Annotated in this window: 17 protein-coding genes; 11 read left to right on the forward strand and 6 right to left on the reverse strand. The window is 53.0% G+C overall.

Annotation, left to right across the window (positions count from 1 at the left end):
* The 8 genes from IQ254_RS09455 to IQ254_RS09490 all read left to right on the forward strand — a co-directional run.
* Nucleotides 1-2,024 (forward strand): AAA family ATPase (locus IQ254_RS09455; protein WP_193965929.1); only part of this gene is annotated, 2,024 nt, incomplete at its 5' end.
* A 480-nt stretch (nt 2,025-2,504) separates the two neighbouring features.
* Nucleotides 2,505-3,368: an SAM-dependent methyltransferase gene (locus tag IQ254_RS09460; protein ID WP_193965930.1), complete on the forward strand. Its 864-nt coding sequence runs from the start codon at nt 2,505-2,507 to the stop codon at nt 3,366-3,368.
* A 439-nt stretch (nt 3,369-3,807) separates the two neighbouring features.
* Complete coding sequence (locus IQ254_RS09465; protein ID WP_193965931.1) at nt 3,808-4,290, forward strand: AAA family ATPase; 483 nt, start codon at nt 3,808-3,810, stop codon at nt 4,288-4,290.
* 581 nt (nt 4,291-4,871) lie between these two features.
* Entirely contained in the window at nt 4,872-5,474 is a 603-nt protein-coding gene (locus IQ254_RS09470) for an arsinothricin resistance N-acetyltransferase ArsN1 family B (protein WP_193965932.1), read from the forward strand.
* Between the two features lie 271 nt (nt 5,475-5,745).
* On the forward strand, nt 5,746-6,378 hold the full coding sequence (locus tag IQ254_RS09475; protein ID WP_193965933.1) for a LysE family transporter: 633 nt from the start codon (nt 5,746-5,748) through the stop codon (nt 6,376-6,378).
* 172 nt (nt 6,379-6,550) lie between these two features.
* Nucleotides 6,551-7,318: a hypothetical protein gene (locus IQ254_RS09480; RefSeq protein ID WP_193965934.1), complete on the forward strand. Its 768-nt coding sequence runs from the start codon at nt 6,551-6,553 to the stop codon at nt 7,316-7,318.
* Nucleotides 7,319-7,472: 154 nt separating this feature from the next.
* Entirely contained in the window at nt 7,473-8,045 is a 573-nt protein-coding gene (locus IQ254_RS09485; protein ID WP_193965935.1) for a cysteine hydrolase family protein, read from the forward strand.
* 109 nt (nt 8,046-8,154) lie between these two features.
* Nucleotides 8,155-8,715, forward strand: coding sequence for a GNAT family N-acetyltransferase (locus IQ254_RS09490; protein WP_193965936.1), 561 nt, complete (start codon nt 8,155-8,157; stop codon nt 8,713-8,715).
* A 298-nt stretch (nt 8,716-9,013) separates the two neighbouring features.
* On the opposite strand, the gene IQ254_RS09495 is transcribed toward IQ254_RS09490, so the two are convergent.
* From IQ254_RS09495 to IQ254_RS09505, 3 genes are all read right to left on the reverse strand, one after another.
* Nucleotides 9,014-10,024: a nuclear transport factor 2 family protein gene (locus IQ254_RS09495; RefSeq protein ID WP_193965937.1), complete on the reverse strand. Its 1,011-nt coding sequence runs from the start codon at nt 10,022-10,024 to the stop codon at nt 9,014-9,016.
* 34 nt (nt 10,025-10,058) lie between these two features.
* Nucleotides 10,059-10,952 (reverse strand): SDR family NAD(P)-dependent oxidoreductase, encoded by an 894-nt coding sequence (locus IQ254_RS09500; RefSeq protein WP_193965938.1) that lies wholly within the window; start codon nt 10,950-10,952, stop codon nt 10,059-10,061.
* 93 nt (nt 10,953-11,045) lie between these two features.
* Nucleotides 11,046-12,161: an aldo/keto reductase gene (locus IQ254_RS09505; RefSeq protein WP_193965939.1), complete on the reverse strand. Its 1,116-nt coding sequence runs from the start codon at nt 12,159-12,161 to the stop codon at nt 11,046-11,048.
* Between the two features lie 147 nt (nt 12,162-12,308).
* On the opposite strand from IQ254_RS09505, the gene IQ254_RS09510 reads away from it, so the two are divergent.
* Nucleotides 12,309-13,199, forward strand: coding sequence for an AraC family transcriptional regulator (locus tag IQ254_RS09510; protein WP_193965940.1), 891 nt, complete (start codon nt 12,309-12,311; stop codon nt 13,197-13,199).
* 138 nt (nt 13,200-13,337) lie between these two features.
* On the opposite strand, the gene crtL is transcribed toward IQ254_RS09510, so the two are convergent.
* Nucleotides 13,338-14,591, reverse strand: a complete 1,254-nt coding sequence (crtL, locus tag IQ254_RS09515; RefSeq protein ID WP_193965941.1) for a lycopene beta cyclase — start codon at nt 14,589-14,591, stop codon at nt 13,338-13,340.
* 900 nt (nt 14,592-15,491) lie between these two features.
* Between crtL and IQ254_RS09520 the strand changes: the two genes are divergently transcribed.
* Both IQ254_RS09520 and IQ254_RS32045 read left to right on the forward strand, forming a co-directional pair.
* A complete protein-coding gene (locus IQ254_RS09520) occupies nt 15,492-16,643 on the forward strand; it encodes an ankyrin repeat domain-containing protein (protein WP_193965972.1) in 1,152 nt (383 codons plus the stop codon).
* Nucleotides 16,644-16,852: 209 nt separating this feature from the next.
* The gene (locus IQ254_RS32045) at nt 16,853-16,978 is read left to right on the forward strand and encodes a hypothetical protein (protein WP_255526991.1); all 126 of its coding nucleotides are present in this window, start codon (nt 16,853-16,855) and stop codon (nt 16,976-16,978) included.
* A 195-nt stretch (nt 16,979-17,173) separates the two neighbouring features.
* Here the strand turns inward: IQ254_RS32045 and IQ254_RS09525 are convergent, their stop codons facing one another.
* Together IQ254_RS09525 and IQ254_RS09530 are read right to left on the reverse strand one after the other, a co-directional pair.
* Complete coding sequence (locus IQ254_RS09525; protein ID WP_193965942.1) at nt 17,174-18,301, reverse strand: peptidoglycan DD-metalloendopeptidase family protein; 1,128 nt, start codon at nt 18,299-18,301, stop codon at nt 17,174-17,176.
* Nucleotides 18,285-18,707, reverse strand: coding sequence for a hypothetical protein (locus IQ254_RS09530; protein ID WP_193965943.1), 423 nt, complete (start codon nt 18,705-18,707; stop codon nt 18,285-18,287). The genes IQ254_RS09525 and IQ254_RS09530 overlap by 17 nt, the downstream gene beginning before the upstream one ends.
* Between the last annotated feature and the right edge of the window lies 1 nt (nt 18,708).

Here is an 18,708-nt window from a genome sequence, read left to right on the forward strand (position 1 = left end):
CCGGACTGCCGACCGATACCGTGGCCAGCCTGCTGCACGCTCCAGCATCTGATAGGGGCTCAGCACCGGAACAGCGGGAAATCTGGGTAATTGACGAGGCCGGGCTGCTCTCCGCCAAAGATGCCCACGGTCTGCTAAGCCTGGCCGTGGAGCGACAGGCTCGCGTCATCCTGGTGGGCGATACCCGCCAGCTCTCGGCGGTGGAGGCGGGCAACCCGTTCAAGAGCTTGCAGGCCGGAGGCATTCAAACCGCCTTCCTCGATGAGTCTCGACGACAGAAGACAGCGGCCCTCAAACAGGCCGTTAACCTGCTGGCCACCGACCAGACGGAAGCCGCCTTTCAAACCCTAGTCGGGGCGGGCTCGATTCAAACAATCAAATCACCAGAGACACGCCTCCAGCAGGTGGCCACCGACTATCTAGCCCAGGGCGAAGAAGAGCGCGACCAAACGCTGCTACTCGCCGGAACCAACCAAGAGCGCCTGGCCCTCACCGCCCTGATTCGCACAGGGCTTCAGGCTCAGGGCCAGCTAAGCACCGACGGCTTTACCCTGACTTCCCTGCGGCGCAAAGACCTGACCCAAGCCCAGGCAGGCTATGCCGCCCACTACGCCAGCGGCGACATCGTTACCCTCAACCAGCAGTACAAACGCCAGGGCCTGGTGAAGCAGCAGCCCTACCAGGTCGTCCAAGTCGATGCCCGCCGCAACCGGCTGACCCTGGCCAACGCAGCCGGTCAAACCGTCGAAATTGACCCAACAGCCTGCCCCAACAAGACGGTCTACACCCGCCAGGCGATCCCCGTTGCCGTAGGCGATCGCCTGCGCTGGACACGCAACGACCGGGCACAAAACCTGCGCAATGGGCAGGCCTTTACCCTGTCCGCCATTGATGCCCAAGGCCAGGCCGAGATCCGCTACCCCGATGGTCGCTGTGACGCCGTTGATCTAACCGGCTTGCAGTATGTCGATTACGGCCTGGTGAGCACCACCTACAGCGCCCAGGGCAAAACCGCCGACCGAGTGATGGCGCTGATGGATGCCACCACTAGCCAGGAGTCGTTTTATGTGGCCGTGTCGCGGGCCAAATACCACCTCTCGCTCTATACCGCCGACCCAGATGAGCTGCTGCGCCAGGCGCAGCGCTCCTCAGCCAAGGAGAACGTCAGCGACTATATCCCACTCTTTAATTTGGTGAACACCCATGCCCAGACCCCGGAAAGTACCCCCGCCGCCGCCCCCTCAGCAGTGGGCGATCGAGATGCCGCCAGGGATCTTGGCCGATGCGCTGGTGAGCGCGTTGCAGCAGGCCTTGCTACCGCTCCAGCAGCAGATTGCGGGACTCCAGCAGGACAACGCCCAGCTGCGATCTCAGATCGAGGACTTGGTGAACCACCAGGCCCAATCGGAGCAGGTGCTGAGGCAGATGACCACCGAACACAGCCACCTCCAGCAGAGCTTGAACGCATTGCTAAAGGGGCTAGAGACTGGCAGCAGCAGCGACAGCTCCAGACAATTGCAGGCACTCTTATCGGCCTTAGTGACACAGCTGAACGCGTTAAATCAGCGGGTGAGCAGCAATCTCGATGGACAGGAGCGATCGCTCGCCTTGCTCATGACCTCGCTCGCGGCCTTGAACGACGACGCCAGCAGCGGGAGCAACAACGGGAGCGGATCAGCGCCGAGCAGATGATGTGGGCTGAACGCTTAGTGCCGGTGGTGACCAACATCATGCTGCTAGCCAGGCAGGCTGGCGAGACCGAGCAAACCGGGCCTGAGACTTGGGCTCTAAAGGGACGTCACTACTCGCTGTCGTTTTGCAAAGCGACTCATACGCTCTCCCTGGTCGCCCAGGATGGTCGCGGCGAGCTGCTCCGACTTCAGTGGCACCAGGAAGCCTGGCAACCGCAGCTAGCCCAGGGCATCACGGTGACGGATGTTGGCCAGATCCAAAAGGCTCATCGGCTTCTCCATCAGGCGATGCAGCCACCCCAGCGCTCTCGTCAGGTTGAGATGGAACGCTAAGGCGAAGCTCGTAACCCATCGTCTGGCTGTCCCCTCTTTCCCAAAAAACGCGATTCTGATGGGGTGATCCAAATAGCTGGGAGGAAGGGTTTCAAACGGCTATTCTGAGGTGCCTTGAGGGTGATCCAAATCAGGCGGGATTAGCAGTTCAAACGGGTTCACGGTCAAAGGCCAGGCTGGGATCGGGGCTATGCACCCTAAGCAAATGTGCTCGGTGACAGTGGCCATCGTGAGTGGACTAAATGTCCCTATTTGGCTTGTGCCAGTTCTCCAAAGTCCTGATAGCTTCGTTCAGTCCTCTCTCTACCTCAAACCCTAGTCAAGGGAGCCGAATTCGAGACGGGGCAAGAGTTTGAAGGTTAAGGCATAGCTTGCGAGGTTATGTGTGGGCAACAATCAGCGTTACTTTTGAAGCCCTATTGGATAGAAGCAAATTTTCTAGCTAAACTTTCAGTATCTCAATCATTTGGAGGTGAGACAGTGAGTATTGATATGGGCAAGTCAACTAATAAAGGGACTGCCATGATGAAGTTCGCTCATCAATTTCAACCTAATGTGATTTTGCAAGATGAATATGTCAGTTGGTTTTTTGACGATTCTACAGCAAAGTCTTTACAGGAAAATTCCCTCAATCTTAATGTAGAACCTGTCGATGATTCTCAGAGATTTCAGCAGATCTCGTATTGGTATACAATTTTGAGAGAAAAGTATTGTGATGAAGTAATTGTAGATGCTCTCGCTTCTGAATGCAGACAACTTCTTCTACTTGGATCGGGCTACGATACGAGGTTTTTTCGAATTTCTGCTGTGCGAGAGAGAGCTACTGCCACATTTGAAGTTGATTTGCCAGAGACAATTAATAATAAGAAAAAGTACTTATCCGATAAGCTGGGACATATTCCTGAAGGGCTAACACTTATCCCTCTTGACTTTAATCATGGCGATCTCAACAGTCTTGATCGCTATGGATTTGATAACACTCTTCCAACAGCTTATGTTTGGCAAGGAGTCAGCTATTATCTGCCCAGAGAGAGCGTATCCCAAGTTTTAGACTATATTAAATCGCAAATGACACCTGATTCAGTGCTGGTCTTTGATTGCTGCTCACCCCTGATGACTTACAAGAATGACCAAGTTCCAGGTATAGCATCTAGTATTGATCAGCTTTCTAAAATTGGTGAGCCATATTTGTTTGGTATGTATAGTGATGAGATGAAAAATTGGCTAGAGGAAAAAGGATTTCAAAATATTGAGATTCTGCAACAGGATGACCTAGAGGATAGAGTCTTACACAAGCGTACACTGCCAAGCAATATGTGGTATGTGGTGTCAGCTAAAGTGTAATGGATTCCGTCCCGCTAACAACTTCAATTCAGTGGGTGAACAAAAGCTGTTGTTACTAAATTTGAGAGCTATCTGCCATCGCTGGTTGAGAACGTTGGCGTGCGGTGCGCAAAGTGATAGATATTAAATAACTTCCATGTTTAGAAAATGAGCATTTACATTAGTGATGGTAACAGTTTAGAAGTGGGCGGGTGGGTGTCTGAAGGTTAAAGGCTAGGTGTTTGGCAATGGGCATCTGTTCTCTCAGATCGGTGGAAGGCGGCGCTGGTGGAGTGGATAGGCCAGTATCCGCAGCTTTCGGTGCTCGATGGCGACTTACCTCCATACCTGTGGGGGTAGCTTGCGGCGATTAGTTGAGTTCAAGAGTCGATTCACAGTGGGTTATGGGCAACGTTAGACAATCGCGCAGTTTGGCCACAAATGCTTAAAAACTATGATCATGAAAGCAGTTGTATATCTGATGTGTGGATTGCCAGGCTCTGGTAAGACAACACTCGCAAAACGACTCGAATCTGAAAGCAGAGCTATGCGATTTTCTATAGATGAATGGATGCTCAATTTTTATGGTGAAATAATGTCACGTGCAGAGTTTGACGAGCGTTCTGAGCGGTGTGAGAAAATGATTTGGAACATTGCTGAACGTTTGCTTCTGCTAGGATTCTCCGTCATTTTAGATTTTGGCTTTTGGAAGAGAGAGAAAAGAAGAGAATATCAAACCCGTATCAATAAAGCAGGAGCACATATGGTCTTGTATTATGTGCAGACTCCTTACGAAGTGTTACAACGTCGACTTGAAACACGGAACAAAAAATTACCTGATGGTGCATTTTATATTTCTGCGGAGATGTTACAGGTTTTTGTGGCCCAATTTGAATATCCAACTGAGGCGGAGGGATTCGAGATGGTAGAAGTGCGGTCTTGATATGTATTAACAACGACTTGAAAAGGTACTGTATCTGACCGCCTACAAGCAACCTACTTCCTGAAATATCGACTTTGAATGGCAGAATGGCACTGTGGGGAGGTAGCTGAGGTGATTATCGATCAAGCCGAGTGCTCAATGGCATTAACCTCCTGAAGGCTTGTGGGTTGAGTAGTTGCCTGCTCGCACAACCTGTTCTGGCTTGCCCCGCTCCTGTACCCACAGGAGCGGGGCATAGCTGCATGGTAATTTGTCCAGCGCAGTGCTGGACAAATTGTGGAACGTTTCACGAAAGAGGTGCCGAGAGGGATTGTGATGCTGCTTTGAGGGGCGGGCAACTCCTGGGCCATTATGCAGCCTAATCGGGTATGTACTATAGCTAAAATATTGGAAGACTTTCCGTAGTTATCCACCCAGATCCGGATAACATGCGGAAAGTTTTCAGCGATCTTGCGGATTAAGGCAGATATACGGAAACTTTCTGCCTATTCACCCTGATAGGGGCAATATGTGGAAACTATCTCTCTGACAAGATTGTTGTGCTGCTGCGTGTGGCTTAGTTGTATATCACAATAGTTCATATGTCTTCAACTTCTATTATTAGGCTCGCCAGCAAGAGTGACGCTGCTCAAGTTCAGGACATCTATGCACCGTTCGTTCGTGACACGCCTATCTCGTTTGAAGCTGAGCCGCCTTCAGTTAAGGAGATGCAGCAACGTATCGAAGATACTCTTCGCCAGTTCCCTTGGCTGATTTGTGAACATCAAGCCGAGGTTGTTGGTTACGTCTATGCCAATTCGCACCGTGCCAGAGCCGCTTATTTGTGGTCGGTTGACGTGTCAGTTTATATTCATCAACGCTATCATCGCTCAGGTGTGGGCAAGGCTTTATATTTATCGTTGTTCGAGATTCTGAGACTGCAAGGGTTCTGCAATGCTTATGCAGGCGCGACCTTGCCCAACCCGGCCAGCGTTGGTTTGCACGAAGCTCTTGGGTTTCAGCCGGTTGGTGTTTATGAAGCTGTTGGTTATAAGTTTAGGGCATGGCATAGCGTTATATGGTGGCAGTTAGCGTTGCAGGAACGTTCCGTAACGCCTGCCCTTCCACTTCCTATTGGGGAGGTTAAAGAGCGTGCTGAGTGGCAGGCAGCTTTAAATACTGGCTTGCCGTTCCTCAAGTTGTAGGTGCAACCGATCAACCTCAGCACAACAAGGCGCTGCACTCGACCACCCATAGCCTGCGCTTTGGTCGTTCCTCCCGTCGCTCCGGCTTCTGACGGCGGGGGATCTTGGTCGTTAGGGGCTTAAGTTTTCGGTGGGGACGGCACTTTGAGACTTCTCATTGGGTGTAAGGCCGACTGATTGTGCTAATCCGTTAATCTGCAATCAAAAGCTCAGAATTTAGTTAGCAAACGATGTTAGATTCTTAGGCACAGTTTTTTATAAGGAAAGAATCATGGCGTTCTTTTCAGCTTGGATCACTGTTTTTGCTGTTAGCTTGGTAGCAGTTGTTACTCCTGGCCCTGATTTTGCCCTGACTTTGCGTAACAGCTTGGCGTACTCTCGACGGGCAGGACTATACACAGCAGTTGGTGTTGGTGCTGGTAATCTTGTTCATGCAACTTATTCACTAATTGGCATCGGTGCAGTTATCTCTAAATCAATCTTACTGTTCAATATTTTGAAATGGGTTGGTGCTGCTTATCTTATTTACATCGGCATCAAATCTCTGAAAACCAGAAAAATGGCGATTTCGGCAGAAAATTATGAACAACAAAGAGATATCAAACGATGGATAGCTTTTCGTGTTGGCTTTCTAGGCAATCTACTGAATCCTAAGGCGACACTGTTTTTCCTGGCATTATTTACACAGATCGTACAACCGTCAACACCAATGTTTGTACAAGCAGTTTATGGAATGACAGTTGCTGTAGTAGCGTTATTTTGGTTTGCCATAGTAGCAGTAGTTATCTCACAACAAGCTTTCAAACGTCAAATTCTATCTTTTTCGCATTGGTTAGAGCGTTTGACTGGTGCCGCTCTTATAGCATTGGGTTTACGCCTAGCTGTAGCGGAGGTAAGTGATTAATCCGCCCCCTAACACTTCACGGTAGGGAACAGTTGAAAGCCGCTGGTGCTGAGTTTAGGGTTATCTACCGCCGCTACGTTTTGCCGTTAGCTCCCATAGACCTATGTGCCGTAAGCACTGCTGAACGCAACCTTTAGCCTGTGAGTATCTCACCGTGACAAGCCTATACGAAATGCGCGATCGGATCCGTATCGCAGTGGCTAAGGCGCTTCGGCCTAGCCCGGATGTGCTCGCTGGATGGGAGGGGGGTAGCGCCGCCTTTGGAATTGTCGACGCCTATTCGGACATCGACCTCTCCTTTCTCGTCACCGATGCCGCTTCGTTAGACGCCTTGTACGCGATCTCGGAAGAAGCGCTGCGCGAAATATCTCCGATATTGGCTAGCCATAACGCCCCGCCTGGACGCTACTACAAGCTCAGAGATGCTGGGGATTTTCTCCTGCTAGACCTTTGTTTTTTTCGGGTAAGTGACTCCGACTACCAGCTTGATGTCGACCGCCATGGTCAAGCGGTACCTCTTTTCGACAAGGCTGACTGGTTACACGCATCGGGCACGAGCGACCCCGCCAAGGCGACTGCGCGACAGCACCGGTATGCTGAGTTGCAGGGATGGTTCCTGATAAGCCAAGACTTTGTTCGAAAGGAGTTGTTGCGGGGCCGATCTGCTGACGCCATGGCGGCTTTCTGGGGCTATACACTCCGACCTCTTGCTGAACTGTTGCGCATGCGCTACTGCCCGGCCCGTTGGGATTTTGGAATGAGATACCTCGACCTCGACCTGCCTCCATCGGTGCATGCGCAGTTCTGCGAATTGCTCTTCGTTCGAGACCTTAAGGACTTGGAGTACCGATTCGCCGCAGCCCAGGCCTGGGGCACCGAGCTGCTCAACGAATTGGCTGAGCGAGTGGGCTCCGAAAGCAGTGAGCCGAATGGCGGTTAACACTGCGCTGCAACGGACGGAATAAAGTTCTCGGTTATGATGCAAAAGTTGTCTGCCGCTGTTGAGCTTCACCGTTGGGCTGCTTAAGCTATCAGTCGAGGTAGTTCTTGGAAGCTATCTCTTTAGATGCTGATTGGTTACTATTCATTCGAAGATGGAGGTTGAGTTGACACACGTTCCACCCAACGCAGTCCTCATTATCATTGATGTGCAAAAGGCGATTGATCATCCTAGTTGGGGACGACGCAACAATGAGCAAGCTGAAGCAAATATTGTGCAGTTACTGAATGCTTGGCGTGAAACCCAACGTCCAGTTGTTCATGTTCGCCATCTTTCAACTGAACCAGACTCAACTTATCGTCCAGGACAAGAAGGATGTGATTTTAAGGACGCTGTTCTGCCCAATGCAGGTGAGAAAATTGTTGATAAACAAGTGCATTGTGCTTTTATTGGCACTGATTTGGAGCAGTGGTTGAGAAGAAATGACTATCAGACCTTGGTTGTGACAGGTGTGATAACGAATAACTCTGTCGAGGCAACGGTTAGAGTAGCGGGCAATCTTGGTTTTGATACCTATGTTGTTGCAGATGCTACGGCGACGTTTGACAAGATAGATTTAGATCAGCAATTACATCCAGCAGAGCAGGTTCATGCCCTTTCCTTAGCTAATATCCATAAAGAGTATGCAACAGTGATCGATACACAGGCTCTGCTACAAGGTTTGTAGTTGTTACAACCCAACAACCACAATGCACCGGAACTTTGAAGTATGCTGTTTGTCAACAGGTGTTATCCGTGTCCGGTGATTGCGATCGCTAGCAGCTTATGGAGTCTAGATGCTAAGAGGAGTAAACATTGCCATTCGGCCGGTCAAGGAAGCTGATCTTGACCAACTTATTAGCGCTATAAATGAGCTTGATTCAGTTGGTGCGTTCTTGCCTAATGTTTGGCAATCCGAACCAGGTTTCCGCTCGGAATTTGAGGGCACAGGATTTTTGACTCCCTCCTTCTCGCGCTTTTCTATAGTTAATCCTTCGGATCAAGTAATAGGTTTGACTTGGTCATTCAAATCAGTGCCATATTTTGACGCCTTTGAAATTGGCTACAGAATATTCGATCAGGAAGATACAGGTAAGGGCTATGCTTCTGAGGCTCTCAAGTTGCTTTGTAAATACCTATTCGAGGCCTTTCAAGTCAACCGCCTTGAGGTTAGGGTCGCCGCTGGAAATGATGGGTCTGAGAAAGTAGCACAAAAATGCGGATTCAATCTCGAAGGCACACATCGAGAGGCGGCGTATTCCAAGGGGAAGCTGTATGACATGCACTGCTATGCGCTTCTTCGGAGAGAGTGGGCTGCTAACAAACAAATGCAGCCGACCGCTGAAAGCGTCGGCTGATTTGGGCGTTAGACTTCCCGCAGTCAACCGGTTTCCTGAAACATCGACTTTGAATGGGCAGAATGGCACCGTGGGGAGGTAGCTGAGGTGACTATCGATTAATCAAAGTGCTCAATAACCTTAACCTGCTGGATGCTTGTGGGTTGAGTAGTTGCCTGCGCGCGCAATTAGCCAATCTAGCTTACCCCACGCCTGTACTCACGAAAGACCTGCCAAGAGAGGCTGTGATGCTGCTTTGTGGCGCGGGGCAACTACTCCAACTTTCGGTTCAACAGCGTAGATAGGTAGGAAGACTGCGCTACTGATTGCCAAACTCCCCACCTTCATTTAAGCCAAACGCCTCAACGAATACGATGGGGTTGAAATACTCCCGAAATAGCACAATTTTGCCGTCCACGACTCGAAAAAGCCCACCATAGCGCTGGTCGTAGATACGCCCCGTGGGAATGATTTCGACCATCCCATGCCATTCAGCAAACACCATTGTTGGGTCTTCCATGGGGTAAAACACCAGTTCATTAGTAAAATTCGCCTCGCCACTAACCTCCGGCCACGCTCCATAGTGCTGGATCAGATTGTCTCGACCTTCCACTCGACGGGGAAATCCTTCTGGGGCGTAGGGCATATCCTGCACGGCATCTTCTGCCCAAACTGCGGCGAAGGCGTCCATGTCTTTCGTTTCCAGGCTGGTAAGAAAGGCTCGCACCGCCTGTTCGGTTTGCTGCTGCTGAAGATAACTTGAGGGGGTATCGGCAGCAGCAGCGGTGGCTTGCTCCAGCAAAGCACGATCACCTTGTTCATCGCTGAGTTTGAACGTCATGGTTTCAACCTTCCAATGATTGGGTTGACGCACTAACTGATACTCGTATTGCCCGGACACCTGCCAGTAATCGTCGCCGAGGTAGTGACTGGCGGTGACATCGGCAGTTGCGATGGCGCGATCGCCTTTAACGTCAACTTGAATATTCGAGATGGCGTGGTAGGTTTGGTCGAATCCGGGCAGCACCGAGGCCCAGGCAGTCATCAAGCCCTCTGGCGTCTGAGTTTGGATCGCGCCGCCAAACAGTGAGGTGTAATCAACCTGAATCTCGCTAGCAAAGAGGGATTCTAGGGTTTCAAAATCGCCCTGATCAGCTAAATTAGCAACGCTATGAACCATTGTCGCAATGGCTGCCTCGTCAATGGTTTGGATGGGCGAAACGAATTTGACGAATGGTGATGTAGGACTGGATGTTGAGATTTGCGCGATCGCAGGAATCGAAATGCTGATAACCGAAGTAGCGATCGCTGCAGCAAATAAATTTCTCATGTCAAAAGCTCCGACTAATGGTCAAATTGGGGGCTCAAGCAAGTTGACCACCCGTCACATCTAGATCCATGCCGTTGATGGCAGTTGCTTCATCCGAGGCCAAAAACATGACGGCGTTGGCTATTTCCGTCGTCGTCATAATGCGGGGCGTAACGAAGTTAGGAGCCATTTGCTCATAGGTCAGCCCTTGATACTCAAACGAACGGCGTAGCATTGGGGTATCGACGGCTAATGGAGAAATGGAGTTGATGCGAATGTTGCGTTTGGCGTTAGCCGTAGCAGCAGCTTTCGTCAAACCGATCACACCGTGCTTGCTGGCGTTGTAATGAGGAGTATTGGCAAACCCTCGGTGCCCTGCGACGGATGACATATTGATGATAATGCCGCTGTCCTGCTCAATCATGATGGGTAGTTCGTACCGCATGGCATAAAACACCCCGTCTAAATTCGTCGCAATTAGATCGCGATAGTTCTCAAGATCCATGTCTTGAATCTCAACGGGGGTCATAAAAATACCCGCGTTATTAAAAGCGATATCCAAACGACCATATTTTTCAACTGTTGCAGTAACAAACTGCTCAACCTGCTCCGGGTTACGCACATCTGATTGAATGTAAGTTGCCTCGCCGCCAAAAGAGCGAATTTCACTTTCAACTTGCTGTCCTAAGTTGGCACGGCGTCCATTAAAAGCCACCTTCGCACCTTCTCGGGCAAAGGCCTGAGCGGTCGCCTCGCCAATGCCAGACGTTGCACCCGTGATCAGCACAATTTTGCCAGCAAAACGACCTCCTGGGTTGGCTGTAATTTCAGCCTCGCTTTCAGGTGGATTAAGCGTATTGGCGTTAGCTTGGCCGAGTGATACAGCGGCTAAACCTGCCGCAGCGGCACTGCCAATTGTGAGAACTTGTCGACGATTGATAAAGGGCATGATTTTTGAGAAATAGTTGAACGCAGATGAATATGCGGAGTTGGCAACCCTAATGGAGCCAGAAACTTAGGAAATTGCTGCTGTCGAAAATTTCTACTCGTTGCTTGCAGCGACGCCTGCCCCGCTCCCCTGAATCAAAATGGGCTGTCGGTAGGAAGTGGGCTTATCGCCTACCGTTGCACCGCCAGTGATCATGCCTTGCAGGCCGGGCTCGAAGAAGGTGTAGGGGAATCGGCTCTCTGGACGGCTGACCTCATTCAGCTGTTGCTGTAGCTCTGCTGGAATCTCAAAATCCAGAGCACCGAGGTTGTCTTGCAACTGGTGCAGCTTGGTCGCCCCGATGATGACGGAAGCCACAGCAGGACGGTGGGCGACCCAGTTAAGTGCCACCTGAGCCATGGAGCGGTCTAGTTCCTTGGCAACCGCTTCTAGCTCGGCCACAATCGCCCAGTTCTCTTCGGTGAACTTGTTGAAGGCCGGATTGCCGCTATTGGCCAGCATTGCCAATCGACCTGAGCCTTCACCACCGTCCTTAGAGGGGCGGTACTTGCCGGAGAGCAGGCCACTGGCCAGGGGCGACCAGGCCATAATGCTGGTATCCAGTTGCTGGGCCAGGGCGGTGTATTCAAACTCAATGTTGCGCTCCGCCAGGGAATATTCCAGTTGTACGGTGCTAATAGGTTCCCAGTGGCGCTCTTGGGCTAGGGTCTGGGCTTGAGCCACGTACCAGGCGGGAGCATCCGATAACGCGACATACCGAACTTTGCCGGACCGCACCAGATCCTCCAGGGTGCGCATGACCTCTTCAGCTGGGGTGACTTGATCCCAGGTGTGCAACATGTAGACGTCGATGTAGTCGGTGTCCAGGCGTTGCAGAGAGCCTTCGACGGCACGCAGGATGTTCTTGCGTCCGTTGCCGCCAGCATTGGGGTTGCCGGGCTCAGCGTTGTAGCTGAACTTAGTGGTGATGATGACGCGATCGCGCGTCCCACTTTCTTTCACAAACCGGCCCAGCATCCGTTCGCTATTGCCGTTGGTATACAAGTCGGCGGTATCAATAAAGTTGCCGCCTGCTTCTAGGTAGGTGTCAAACAACTGACGGGCATTAGCCTCATCGGCTCCCCAACCCCAGTCATCGCCGAAGGTCATAGTACCGAGTGCTAGGCGGCTGACTTTTAATCCGGTCTTGCCCAAGGTGTAGTAATCCATAGTGAGTCTCCCGTCGCGGCATGAAGGTTAGAAGCCTTGTATTTGGCTTACAATCATCACTATCGAGCAATCCTCAAATGGGCTCTTGCAACGGATTGCTGAGTTTTGGTAGAAAATTGCGCTCGGCTAATTCACTGGGTCAGCCCCATGCAAAGCCAAATCAATTTTGTCGATAGCCATACCCTGACCCCAAAGCCTGACATCACCGCTGGTCAGATTCTTGTTTCCAGTCAAGAGCTTTCCTGGGACGGTATTTACATCGAAAAGGGTGAGAACGAGGAATTTATCCCTGAAGATGTCACCGTGCCCCAGCATTACTTCGCCATGAATACAGGGTCTGCCTTTGAGTGGGAATGGAAGGACGGCAAAACCTTCAAGACCCACCGCTATGAAACTGGGGACTTGTGGGTGAATCCAGCGGGCGTGCCCTTCTCCCATCGCATCAGCGGTCCCAATCAATTTGTGCTACTCACCATTGACCCGCAAAAGGTGGCAGAACTGCTGCCCGACCAACCGCTGCTGGAACGCCAGGTCTTCAGACGACAACACCAGGCCAAGGACAGACACCTGCAGACCTTGATGCAAGCTCTGCTGATTGAAGCCGAAATGGGTGGCCCCAATGGCCGCCTCTATGCCGATACCCTATCTACGGCGTTAGTGGCTCATTTCGTCAATCACTACAGCGTTGATACGCCTATCAACCTTCTCAATTTGCACCCCATTGAACGCCAGCGGTTGGGCGGCGTGATTGACTATATCGAAGCTCATCTCATGGAAGATCTAAGCTTGGCAGATTTAGCGCTAGAAGCAGGCTTGAGCAAATTTCATTTCTCGCGGTTATTTAAGGAAGCCATTGGACTGACACCCCATAAGTATCTGCTCAATCGGCGCATTAAGAGGGCTAGTCAGTTTCTCAAACAGGGAGAAGCCATTGCTCAAGTTGCTTATCTGTTTGGTTTTACCGATCAGTCCCACTTCACCCGAGTATTTAAGCAGGTCAAAGGAATGACACCAAAAACGTTTATCAAGAATCTCTAAGGACTTAGTCCTGTTGCGTCGCGCTCCACTGCTCCACCTTTTTTGACTAGTTGCCTGCGCGCACAGCTAGTCGTTCTGGCCACCCCATCCCTATACCAACAGGTCGCCCTGCTTCCCTCCAGATGGCTAAAGTCGAGCTTAGGCTTGGGCCGCTTGCAGGCTCAAAAATTGCCAAAAAAGCTGGCTCTCTTGGCCGGGGAACTGCATTAAACCCCAGCGTACGTCATTGGGAGCTTGCACAAAGAGCTTTACCATGGCCGCCACCAGTTGAGAGGTAGAGAGTTCATCGGCTAAAAAGCCCGACCATTGGTGTTGGGGGAGGCTAAAGAAGGCATCGAAGAAATGCTTAAGTCGCTGCTCGTCAAAGCGCATCAGCTTTTCTAAGCCGAAGCGGTAGAGGTAGTATTTCCGCAGTCGATCAGCTGGCCACAATCCCTGCCAACCGGCGCGGGCGATTTGCTGGGGCGGACTTTGTGGATCGGCTAGGGCTGAGGCTAAAGCATCGGCCAAACTGGGAGCGCGGCGCAGTAAAGCGCCCATCATATAGCCTGACGCCGGATTTACCATACTGGCGGCTCCACCGAAAGCTACCACCGGCTGCTGTAAGTCTGGCAGGGGCAGAGTCATGGGGAACAGGCAGCGCTCTACCTCGTGGACTTCCGCGATTTCGATACCACGAAACTTGAGACGCTGGTGTAGGCGGCGCTCCAACACATCTAAACCCATCGCCGGAGCCAGAGCTAAGGACGTTTCTTCTATGAGGTAAACATCCTGGCCGAGGTCCATGGCGTAGAGAAAAGTGGGCGGGGTTTGGGCTTTTTCCACGTCGGAGAGGTGATCGCTCCGAAAGTCCTGATGGACGAATCGCCCAGGCTGCACCGGCGGGGCCGAGAAACGTCCCACGATGCCGTAGGCGGCCTGATAGGCCACTGGCCCTTGGTTCTGGCGCTTAGCGAAGACCGGATTGTGACCGCTGGCGTCCACCACCACCCGCGCCTTTAATTCCACATCAACATCAGTAGTGACGATTGAACCCAAGTCTTGATGAGTAATGCCATGGGCTTGGGCCATCTGCCAGCTCACGCCACCTGCCGCGCAGCGATCAAGCAGGTAGCGCTGGAACTTAATCTTGTCGAGCAGGCCGTAGGCGCGATTGTGCTTTACTTCCCCTTTGGCATAGTAAGAAACAGTGTTATCCCAGCGATGACTCAGGAAATCGCTCAACCCCAGAGCCGTTAGCTCGTCTTCCCAAATGCCGTAGGTGTTGGGCCAAGGTTTGTCCACAGGCGTAGCGGTCAAACCGCCCACCTTGAGCCCCCGTTCTGCAAGGCTAGTCGCGATGATGGTGCCCGCTGGCCCCGACCCAATGACTAGAACATCAAAATCGCACATGGCAAAACTTCAAGGAGATTTTTAAATTGTAGCCACCTAACTCCAATCACCCTTTCCCGTTCCTGTGACGAGGTTCCAAGCCTTTTACCCACTTCCGTTAGGCACTCAGGGTCTGGCGTCGTTGGGTGACAAATGGCGATAGCTCCTTGCTATATTCTCACCCCCTAGGCGTCATCAGGCGTCAGATAGCACGGCATTGTGGCTGGCTATGTCCAGGAGGGCTACGCTTCCGAACCGTTCAGACCTTAGTCATTTCTGGCAGGGAAAAACCCTCCTAAACCCCATCCGTCAATCGGTTTAGCGATTTTGCAGGCGGGATAATCTCCAAAGCCCCGTTGGCGGGGTGCGAGGGGTGAGGTAGCGGCGGCAATAACCCAAAATGTCCAGTCAGACTTTGGCCTGGGATTAACGTGTGACCTACGCAATCACTAGACCCAGCTCCAACGGCTAACCAGCGTGTTCTCAACCATTGAGTTAACGGGTAAGCCACCTCTTGACCGTCAAACTGGAGTCACTCATCACACCCTTACCTCCCTTTCATCACCGTTGAGCGTATGCCGCCTTAATTTTTGATGTGACACTTCAAAGGGCGGAATGTGGATCCGTCGTAAGCCATCAGGCCAGCGCTATAGTCCCAGCAGGATCAGTAATGCTCAATGGCAGGTTGTTAGAGGGCGATCAACAGCACAGTGGCTTTGCTGCCCCCAACACTGAATGATCACCTGGCAAATCCTCCTTGTTTATCGTCTAACCGAACGTTATTGGGTTCAAGTACTTATGGGTTATGGCTTCCCATCCTCTTTTTCCCATCGCCAGGGGCCTGGCTTCAAAGTGGCGGCAGTTACTGTGTTGACGGCCCTAGGCACTGCCGCTGTGGTGCATCTACCAGCAGAGTCCGGGATGTCCGACCCGACTCCGAATAGTCAGCCTGGCGGGCCAGCTGCCGATGTCTCGCCGTTTTGTCAGACGCTGGTCGCCCAGTTCAGCCCCTTTGGGAATTCCGATCAGGCGATTCTCAGCGTAGCCCTTGACCAGGGGGGAGACTTGAACCAGCCCTGCCTGCTATATGGTGAGCAGTGGTTGCCGCTGAACTACCTGCTCTCTACCGATGACGCCCTGGCCCAGCAGTTGATCGAGCAGGGCGTCGATGTCAACGCCCAAGACGGTGAGGGTAATACACCTCTCCACTACGTCGGTGCATCCCCGGTCTTGGCTCAAAGCCTACTGTCGCAGGGAGCAAACGTTAATGCCCGCAACCAGAATGGGATTACCCCATTGCACAACGTATTTGGCGAAAAAAATGTGGCCGTGATGGCCCTGCTGATTGAGGCCGGGGCCGAGGTCAACGCTCAAGACAATGGACAACTGACACCACTCCACCTGGTCTCCAACGCAGGGTCGTCCGAGATTGCTGACCTGCTGATTCGCCACGGAGCCGACGTCAACGCCCGCAGTAACCAAAACTTTACGCCTTTGCACTACGCCGCCTGGTCAAACTCAGGGGTGGCAGAACGATTGCTGCAAGCAGGCGCTGATCTGACCCTACAAAACGATGCTGGCGCGGTCATTCATACCCCCTCTTTAAATCCAGCGGTGCTGCTGCTGCTGCTTGACTATGGGGCAGACATTAACCTGGCCAATGCGGCAGGACAAACGCCCCTGCATGTCCATCGATTTAACCCGGAGCTGATCGGCCAGTTGCTGGCCGCCGGAGCCGATGTGAACCGACAGGATAGCCAGGGTAGAACGGCTCTGTTTGATGTCAACCTGGAGGTGGCACAGCAACTCCTGGCCGCCGGGGCTAATCTGATAGTTCAAGACCATCAGGGTAGAACGGCCCTGCACCAGGCCGTGCTGGAAGAACAGAGTTTCTTTGGCCCGGAGTTGGTGGCGCTGTTTTTAAGTCAGGCTCAACCTCAATCTGGCCTGGTTCAGGTTAGAGATCACCAGGGTGAAACGGCCCTTGAACTAGCCCAGCGTCTGGGCAAGACCGAGATGGTCAATCTGTTGCAAACAGTGAGCACCAAAAACGGCCCAAAAGGCATGGGCTGACGGTGGCTGATCAATTTGAGGGCGATCGCACTATCGCACCCCCTCCACGCGATCGCACCTCCCAGCTAAAAGCCCTTGCCGTCTGGTGGTGGTGTCGTTTTGGGCAATGTGACGCCACTTACCGCCATTGCCCGCTTTTGCTCGCCAGAGCCCTCTGCCTCGGCCTTCCTGGACGTCATGGGGCGTTATAGGGCGACACCGAGCGTTAGATGGCGCAGCAGCTTCAGCGGCGAGAGTGGCTACGCCCAGGAGGGCTACGCATCCGAACCGTACAGACACTACGCCATCCCTGGCGGGGTGAAATGCCCCTAAACTCCACCTACCAGGCGTTTTAGCAATTTTTGGGGGAGGGATGATCACAATAGATCCTCTGCCATTGCCCCACCGGCCTTGGCCCCTTTAAGGGGTTGTGAGGGATGGGTAGCGGCGGCAATAACCAACAAAATGCCCCCAGCAATCGCCAGGGGCAGAGGTGAAATTCTATTTACGCTAGACAGCTTACCCCTGCTATCGCCCCCACTGCCAAGGGTCTACTTCTCCAAGTTCTCCTGCCTTAGCCGGTGAAACTTCTCTGCCGCACTGTCGGCATAGCTCTTGATCGACTCATAGCCCGCCTGGGGTCGAGTGTCGTGAGCCAGCTCAGGATTGCCCGAGTACCACTCCGCCGCCACCCGCTTCACCGCCGTATTCATATCGTGGCCCGCCTGGATTTGCCGCTGGAGCGCACTCTCCAGCTTGACCCCCACGATCTGCTGCTGAATCTCGGGACTTTGCAAAAACTCCTGAGGCGACACATCGCGGCCCAATACATCGTAATCCCAGCCGCAGTTGCTCTTCGGCTTGCCGTCCCAGGCGCAATTGAGATTCTGCGGCATCACCTGCCCTAGCCCTAGCGCCCCCGTGTCAGGGTTGACGGCCCTGGGGTCACCGCCCGATTCCTTGGCAACAATCGCCTGGTAGAGGGCAATCGTATCCCCCAGTCGCTCATTGGGCTTGCGACCATTCAATGCCCAGACCAAGTAACCCTTCTGCGGAGCCTGAGCTACGCCCCCTTGGATCTGCTCCCAGTGCAGGTGAGCGCCCGTGCTGCCGCCGGTGTTGCCCGTCTTCGCCACCACTGCCCCGGCCCGATGCTCACCTCCCTTGCAGTGGGACAGATGCGCTGCCCTAAAGGTGATGTCAGGGAACGCCGAACTGGTCATATCCGCCACCGTGCCATAACCCTTGGGGTCGCTCCAGCAGCGCACCGACACCCGATCGCCCGCATAGCCAATGGCATGAATTGACACCCCCTCAGGCGTCGGCAAATCGATACCCGAGTGCATCCGCATCTCCTGATGGATGGGGTGCATCCGCAGACCAAAACCCGAGTTGACCGTGTATCCCGCAATCACATCGCCCTTGCTGATAGAGGCTTTGAAGTCATCGTCGTAGAATCCTGCTACTGCCTCCGCCATAGCGCTCGCCTTGCGGAACCGAGCCCCCCAGGTTTCGTTCGTCTCCTGATCCACCATCACCCAAGTCGATGTGGCGATCGCCCCCACGCAGCCCAGCTTGAGCACCAGCTCGCCCGCCTGCATCGCCGTGCCAATCACGTAACGCCAGGTGGGCGGCAACTCCGACCAGTGGGGCTTGATGTCCTTAACGGTTGAGCTCACTGTGGGCCACCTCCCCCTCTGTTACCGTCACATCGAGGGCCAGGCCGTTGTCCAAGGCCCAGCGGTAGACCCCGTTACCCAGAGCGCAGGCAGGCTGCCCCAGCCACTCCAGAGCGATCACCTCCGACTCCCCCACCAATGCCTTACGCAGCTCCGCCTTGGTGGCATCGAGGGCCACCGGATCAGGAGCCACCGCCACACAGGCTTGCAGACGGGCATCCTCGCCAGATAGACGATGCACCAGCTGCCACGCCGCAGGTTGATGGGTGTTGACCCACGACCTCACCCCATAGATGGGGTTGTAGAACTGCCCCCGGCCCGGCTGCTTCAGGTCTAAAAACGCGGCCCCGACGAACAACGCCGCCAGGGCCAGCAGATACCGGGTTCTGATTCGCCAGAACAGCATT

It is taken from the genome of Nodosilinea sp. LEGE 07088, from assembly GCF_015207395.1.
GTDB lineage: Bacteria > Cyanobacteriota > Cyanobacteriia > Phormidesmidales > Phormidesmidaceae > Nodosilinea.